General features: G+C 65.0%; 4 protein-coding genes. 3 read left to right on the top strand and 1 reads right to left on the bottom strand.

What is annotated here, in order from left to right; all coding sequences use genetic code 11:
• Both WCE35_RS10745 and WCE35_RS10740 read left to right on the top strand, forming a co-directional pair.
• Positions 1 to 1,047: pyridoxal phosphate-dependent aminotransferase (locus tag WCE35_RS10745; protein ID WP_424593317.1), on the top strand; the 1,047-nt coding region annotated here is incomplete at its 5' end.
• Positions 1,048 to 1,210: 163 nt separating this feature from the next.
• Positions 1,211 to 2,539: a dicarboxylate/amino acid:cation symporter gene (locus tag WCE35_RS10740; protein WP_424593316.1), complete on the top strand. Its 1,329-nt coding sequence runs from the start codon at positions 1,211 to 1,213 to the stop codon at positions 2,537 to 2,539.
• Positions 2,540 to 2,607: 68 nt separating this feature from the next.
• On the opposite strand, the gene WCE35_RS10735 is transcribed toward WCE35_RS10740, so the two are convergent.
• Positions 2,608 to 5,694, bottom strand: coding sequence for an Rne/Rng family ribonuclease (locus WCE35_RS10735; RefSeq protein WP_424593315.1), 3,087 nt, complete (start codon positions 5,692 to 5,694; stop codon positions 2,608 to 2,610).
• Between the two features lie 705 nt (positions 5,695 to 6,399).
• On the opposite strand from WCE35_RS10735, the gene WCE35_RS10730 reads away from it, so the two are divergent.
• Positions 6,400 to 7,133 (top strand): AMIN domain-containing protein (locus WCE35_RS10730; protein ID WP_424593314.1); only part of this gene is annotated, 734 nt, incomplete at its 3' end.

Below are 7,133 nucleotides of genomic sequence, written 5' to 3'. Positions count from 1 at the left end.
GAAGTCGGGCAACCCTGGGCTGCGGCGCCGAAGGCGGCGATTTCGGCCGCCCATGCCGCGCTCGACGGGGCGCGGATCGACTACACCTCGGCGCTCGGCATTCCCTCGCTGCGGGCGCGCATTGCGAGACATTACCTTGAGACTTACGGCTGCGCCGTGGATGGCGAGCGAATCGTGATCACGACGGGATCATCGGGTGCGTTCATCCTGGCCTTTCTGGCCATGTTCGAGCCGGGCGACCGGGTTGCGGTGACCGTGCCCGGCTATCCGCCGTATCGTCATATCCTCACCGCGCTCGGCTGCGAGCCGGTGCTGATCGAGACATCGGGCGAAAACCGGCACGCGCTGACCGGGGAAGCCTTGCTGGCCGCGCATCGGAAGACACCGCTGAAGGGCGTCCTGGTCGGCAGCCCCGCCAATCCGACGGGAACGATGATGTCGCGCGAGGCGCTGACCAGCCTGATGGGGGCGGCAGAAGGCGCGGGCATCCGCTTCATTTCCGACGAGATCTATCACGGTCTCGATTATGCGTTTCCCGCCGTAACCGCGGCCGAGTTGTCGCCGCGGGCGCTCGTCATCAATTCGTTCTCGAAATATTTTTGCATGACCGGCTGGCGGGTCGGCTGGATGGTGGTGCCGGAACCGCTGGTGCGGCCGATCGAGCGGCTGCAGCAGAATTTTTCGATCTCGGTGCCGACGCTGTCGCAGATTGCCGCGGAAGCCGCGTTCGAAGGCCGCGACGAGATGGAAGCGATCAAGCGCGGTTACCAGGAGAATCGCCGGATTCTGATCGAGGGCCTGCCGAAGGCCGGCCTCAGCAAGTTCCTGCCGGCGGACGGCGCCTTCTATCTCTATGCCGATGTCTCGGACTTCACGTCGGACAGTTTTGAATTCGCCGGCCGGATGCTGCAAGAGGCCCACGTCGCGGCAACTCCGGGTGTCGATTTCGATCCGCTCCATGGCCGGTCGTTCGTCCGCTTTTCCTACGCGCGTTCGGCCGAGGAGATGCACGAGGCGGTGACGCGACTTGCACGTTGGCTCCGATAGTCCGGTTGCTCCCGCTCGATCCGCCGGCGCGCCGCATTCAACCGCCGACCACGCCCGATGTGCCATTGACTCGGCTGATTTAATTGATCTTGGCTGTGGCCGGCGAGATTGCCGTCGGCGCGACAGCAACGGGCAGAACTCGCGATTGCAGGGGGAGAATGTCATGGCGGCAACGATTGCAACGGGGGCGCCGGTTTCCGCGGCAAAACCCTGGTACAGGATTCTCTACATTCAGGTGCTGATTGCGATCGTGCTGGGCGCGCTGTTCGGCTGGCTCGCGCCGACTTACGCGACCAACGACTGGATCAAGGCGCTCGGCGACGGCTTCATCAAGCTGATCAAGATGGTGATCGCGCCGATCATCTTCTGCACGGTGGTTTCCGGCATTGCGCATATCCAGGACGCCAAGAAGGTCGGCCGCATCGGCGTCAAGGCCCTGATCTATTTCGAGATCGTCTCCACCTTCGCGCTGGTCATCGGACTGATCGTCGGAAATCTGGTGCGTCCGGGCGCAGGCTTCGGCGGCGCCATGGCCGATGCGACGAAAGTGGCCGGTTTCGCCAAGCAGGCCGAGGCCCAGAAGAGCGTCGATTTCTTCCTGCACATCATCCCCGACACTGTCGTCGGCGCGTTTGCGAACGGCGAGATCCTGCAGGTGCTGCTGTTTTCGATTCTGTTCGGCTTTGCCCTGATGGGGCTTGGCGAGCGCGGCCACACCTTGCGCGCCTTCATCGACGACGCGGCGCACGGGGTTTTCGGCGTCATCGCCATCGTGATGAAGGTGGCGCCGATCGGCGCCTTCGGCGCCATGGCCTTCACCATCGGCAAGTTCGGCACCGGCGCCATCCTGAACCTGGTGGGCCTGATCGCCACGTTCTATGTCACGGCGGCGCTGTTCGTGTTCGTGGTACTCGGCGTCATCGCGCGGATTGTCGGGTTCTCGATCTTCAAGTTCCTGGCCTACATCAAGGACGAGTTGCTGATCGTGCTCGGCACCTCATCCTCGGAAAGCGCGCTGCCGTCCCTGATGGAAAAGCTCGAGCGGCTCGGCTGTTCCAAACCGGTGGTGGGCCTCGTGGTGCCGACCGGCTATTCGTTCAATCTCGACGGCACCAATATCTATATGACGCTCGCAACCCTGTTCATCGCGCAGGCGCTTGGTTTCGACCTCAGCTTCAGCCAGCAGATTACCATCCTGCTGGTGGCGATGCTGACCTCGAAGGGCGCGTCCGGCATTACCGGCGCGGGCTTCATCACGCTGGCGGCGACGCTGGCCGTCGTTGATCCGCGTCTGGTGCCGGGCATGGCCATCGTGCTCGGCATCGACAAGTTCATGAGCGAATGCCGCGCGCTCACCAACCTTTGCGGCAATGGCGTCGCCTGCGTGGTGGTCTCGTGGTGGGAGGGCGAACTCGATCACGACATGCTGCAGGCCGGCCTCAACAAGGAAATCGACCCGACCGACATCGAGACCGCGATCACGACCGGCTGACGATGGCCTTGATGCAATAGAAAACCGCCTGGTTCTGCCAGGCGGTTTTTCGTTTGCAAGCTGGGCGGCTACTCGCCGCCGAAGCGCCGCGACCACCATCCCGCCTTGCGCGGCTGGCCGTCACCGGCGTCCGCGGAGCCGGGCTCGGCTGGGGTGGCGGCCGGTGCCGGCTCGGACCGGCTGTCAACGACCGGCGCCGGAAGGTCTGGCTGGGCGCTGGTCAGGAAACTGACCTTTTCGCGCACGGTCGAGCGCCGGCGCGCCGCTCTTTCGGCCTCCTGCGCGGTCTCCTCCGGCGATGACACGCCGACCGGCTCGGGCCGGGCGTGGTCAGCCGGTTGAAGCTCGGCTGGCTGCGAAACCGGCTCGGGCAGAACCAGCGACGTGACGGGCTCGGGTGAGCCGCCGTCGAAATCGGCAACCGCGTCGGCCGCTTCCGGAACCGATGTCGGTCCGAGCTCGTCGACGATCGACCCGAGGAGACCATCCTCCGGTCCGCCGCCGCGCCGGCGGCGTCCGCCGCGACGTCCGCGGCGACGCGGCCGCCGCTCGCCATTGGGTCCCTGGTCGTTGCGCGCGAAGCCAGACTGTTCTTCGGCCTCGTCGTCGTCGGGTTCGCCTTCGTCTGCAACGGCGCCTTCCGCCGCTTCGGGCGCAACCCGTACGGCGTCGCCGTCGTCACGCGGAGGCCCGCCTTCACGCGCCTCGCCGCGGCCACGCCGCCGCCGCCGCCGCTTGCGCCGCTGGCCGTCGGCCTCGCTTTCGCCACCGCCTTCTTCGCTGGCTGCCGCTTCGTCGGCCAGGCCTTCGGTTTCTTCGGTTTCGATTTCCGATTCGGTTTCGATATCGAACGGCTCTTCGTCGTCATCGGCATCTTCGGTCTGCGACGGCGCGGCCGCGGCCTGCGCCGCGAGCAGGGCCTTGGCGGCTTCCAGCGTATGCACCTGTTCGCCGCGATCGATGATGAACGATTGCTGGCCGCTCACCGAGGGGTCGGCGACCACCGCAAGCGAGACCTTGAAGGCGCTTTCGAGATCGCGCAGATGGCCGCGCTTGTGATTGAGGACGTAGAGCGCGACGTCGGTTCGCGTGCGCACCACCAGATTGTGGGTCGCGCCCTTCATCAGGATTTCCTCGATGCCGCGCAGCAATTGCAGCGCCACCGAAGACACCGAGCGCACGTGGCCGCTGCCGCCGCATTGCGAGCAGGGCTCGGTCGAACTCTCCAGCACGCTGGCGCGGATGCGCTGGCGCGACATTTCGAGCAGGCCGAAATGCGAGATGCGTCCGACCTGGATTCGCGCGCGGTCCTGCCGCAGGCAGTCAGACAGCTTGCGCTCGACCGCGCGGTTGTTGCGCTTCTCGTCCATGTCGATGAAATCGATCACGATCAGGCCTGCGAGGTCGCGCAGCCGCAACTGCCTCGCGACTTCCTCTGATGCCTCGAGGTTGGTCTTGAGCGCGGTATCCTCGATGTGATGCTCGCGGGTCGACCGGCCGGAGTTGACGTCGATCGAGACCAGCGCCTCGGTCTGGTTGATGACGATGTAGCCGCCGGAGCGCAGTTGCACGGTCGGCGAGAACATCGCGTCCAGCTGGCTCTCGACGCCCATCCGCGAGAACAGCGGTTGGCCGTCGCGATATTGCCTGACCGCCCGCACGTTCGAGGGCATCAGCATCTTCATGAAGTCGCGCGCTTCCCGGTAACCGGCCTCGCCGGCGACCTGGATCTCGTCGATTTCCTTGTTGTAGAGGTCGCGCAGCGACCGCTTGATCAGCGAGCCTTCCTCGTAGACGAGGGTTGGGGCCTGCGACTTCAGTGTCATGTCGCGCACGGTTTCCCACATCCGGATCAGATATTCGAAGTCGCGCTTGATCTCGGGCTTGGTGCGCGAGGCGCCGGCGGTGCGCAGGATGATGCCCATGCCCTCGGGCACGTCGAGATCCTGCACCACTTCCTTCAGGCGCGAGCGGTCCTGCGCGGAGGTGATCTTGCGGCTGATGCCGCCGCCGCGCGCGGTGTTCGGCATCAATACCGCGTAGCGGCCGGCCAGCGACAGATACGTCGTCAGCGCGGCGCCCTTGTTGCCGCGCTCTTCCTTGACGACCTGGACCAGCATGACCTGGCGGCGCTTGATGACTTCCTGGATCTTGTACTGGCGCCGCGGCCGGAACGCACGCTCCGGAACCTCTTCGAGAACGTCGTCGCCGCCGACGGATTCGACGACTTCGTCTTCCTCTTCTTCGCCGTCGTCATCATCGTCGTCGTGCTCGTCGCCACGCGGCTCGGCGGCATGCTCATCGTGAGTTGGGGCGGCCTGCGTTTCACCGGCGTGCTCGTGCTGCCCGTTGCCGTCGTCCGCGGCATGCGGAGCGTCATCGGCATGGGCGGCATTCTCGCGCGCGTGTTCCGCATGGGCCTGCTCGTCATGCGCGTGGTCTTCGTGGGCTTCCGCGGACGCGGTACCGGATGCCTCAATGATGGGCGAAACCGCGCGATCGGAGTCATGGTCGTGCGCCGCCGCCTCGCTCGCGACATGACCGTGGTCGTGCGAATCGTCGTGATCGCGCGCATGCTCATGAGCCTCATGGTCATGACGCTCCGCATCAGCCGCGTGGTCATGATGCTCCGCATCGGCGTCATGGTGATCGGCGTCGTGCGGGTGGGCGTGGCCTTGTTCGGCGTGGAAGCCTTCCGCGTGTTGCTGGCCTTGATCGGGCTGAGCGGCCTGCGCGAGATCGACGCCAGCGTTTTCGACGATGTCGCTCTGGACGCGGTCGCCATGGCCGCGGCGGCGCGAATTGCGATGGCGGGAACGCCGGCGGTGGTTGGTGCGGTTTTCGTTTTCTTCTTCGGCCTCGCGATGGGCGCGTTCATCCGCCTCGATCAGCGCCTGACGATCGGCAACGGGGATCTGGTAGTAATCGGGATGGATTTCGCTGAAGGCAAGGAAGCCGTGGCGGTTGCCGCCATATTCGATGAAGGCCGCCTGCAGCGACGGCTCGACGCGCGTGACCTTGGCGAGGTAGATATTGCCGCGCAATTGTTTGCGCTGGGCGGTCTCGAAATCAAATTCTTCGACGCGATTGCCGCGGACTACGACAACCCGGGTCTCTTCCGGGTGGGTCGCATCGATCAACATCTTGTTGGGCATTTTGGAGCTCTTGACGGCGGCGGGCGCGTGGCATGGCGCGCGCAAATTGCGCGGCCCGGTGACGCGACGGTCCACCTGATTCGGGGGTGAGGGGAAGGCCAAAACGCAAACCTGGGCGCCGCGCCGAACGAGATCCCGCCGGAACATTGCGACGCGCGAAGCTTTCGCCTCGCTTCGGCGCGATCGTTCCCTGGATCTTGGTCGGCAACTCAGTCTGGCGCATCAAGCGTCGGCCCGTCTGAACATGTTGGCGGCAAATGGATACCGCCTTGTCTTTTCGCTGAAGGCCCGGCGCGGCGCCAAAGCGCCCGCCGACCATCGCATATCGGACCGTTTCTCCGGTCCGGATAATCAGTTCTGCCGTGTCTTAAACCGTCCCTGGAGCAAGATAGTACCTGGGACCGGACGCCGCTCGGGCTCGAAACCGCCGCTCCTTGTCAGCCGCGCGCGGCGCTGGCTGTGGAGGGATCGGGAAAGACGCAGGAAACTTCGGCTTCGAAGGTTCCGGCGCTGCACCGGGAGGCTGAACGCGACACAACCGGGAGTTAATGGCCGTCAGCACCCCGTACATACGTGGATTGGCCGTCGCGCGCAAGCCGAGCGTCGCAGCGCGGCAACACTCTGCCTTATTTGCCCTCGCCACGCTAAGGTGCGATTAACCCTGTGGTTCTAATGCGCTAAAAGGCTGCTGGGAGACATCGAATCGTGGTTAAACGCGCAAATCACCGAGTGTTGTTGGGTTTCGGTCTGTTGTGCGCCGCAGCATTGGCGTGCGCCAAAACCATCGTTCCCTGCGCAGCCGAAGAATCTCCGCCGAGCCCGCCATCCGCCGCGAGCTTTCCCGTTGCAGTGGATGCGCGCCTGGCCGGTGACGGCAAGCAGACCCGATTCATCCTCGATCTCGACAGGTCCATCCAGTTTCGCGCTTTCACGCTGGCCGAGCCCTATCGCGTGGTCATCGATATTCCTCAGGTCAATTTTCAACTCGCGGCCGGCACCGGCAGCGTTGGACGCGGGCTGATCAAGGCGTTTCGCTATGGCCTGGTGATGCCGGGCGGTTCGCGGATCGTGTTCGACCTCACGGGTCCGGCGAAAATCACCAAGTCCTACATGTTGGAGGCCGCCAACGGCCAGCCGCCGCGGCTCGTGCTCGATCTGGAAGAGGTGGATCGCGCGAACTTCGGGCAGTCGCTCGCCCCCGAAAGCCGGCCCGAGTTGCGGCCGGTCATCGCAGACGCCAATGCCGCGGCTGTTTCTGCCGCGGCAGCCGCAGCGAAACCCGCCGGGCCGCCGGATACGCGGCCGCTGATCGTGATCGATCCCGGTCATGGCGGCATCGACCATGGCACCCAGGCCAGCGGCGAAACCGAGAAGAATCTCGTGCTGGGATTTGGCCTGGCCTTGCGTGACCGAATCGAAAGATCCGGCAAATATCGCGT

Source organism: Bradyrhizobium sp., assembly GCF_049691595.1.
GTDB lineage: Bacteria > Pseudomonadota > Alphaproteobacteria > Rhizobiales > Xanthobacteraceae > Bradyrhizobium.
Note: the sequence above shows the minus strand (reverse complement) of the source record. Positions and strands in the feature narration are given on the sequence as shown.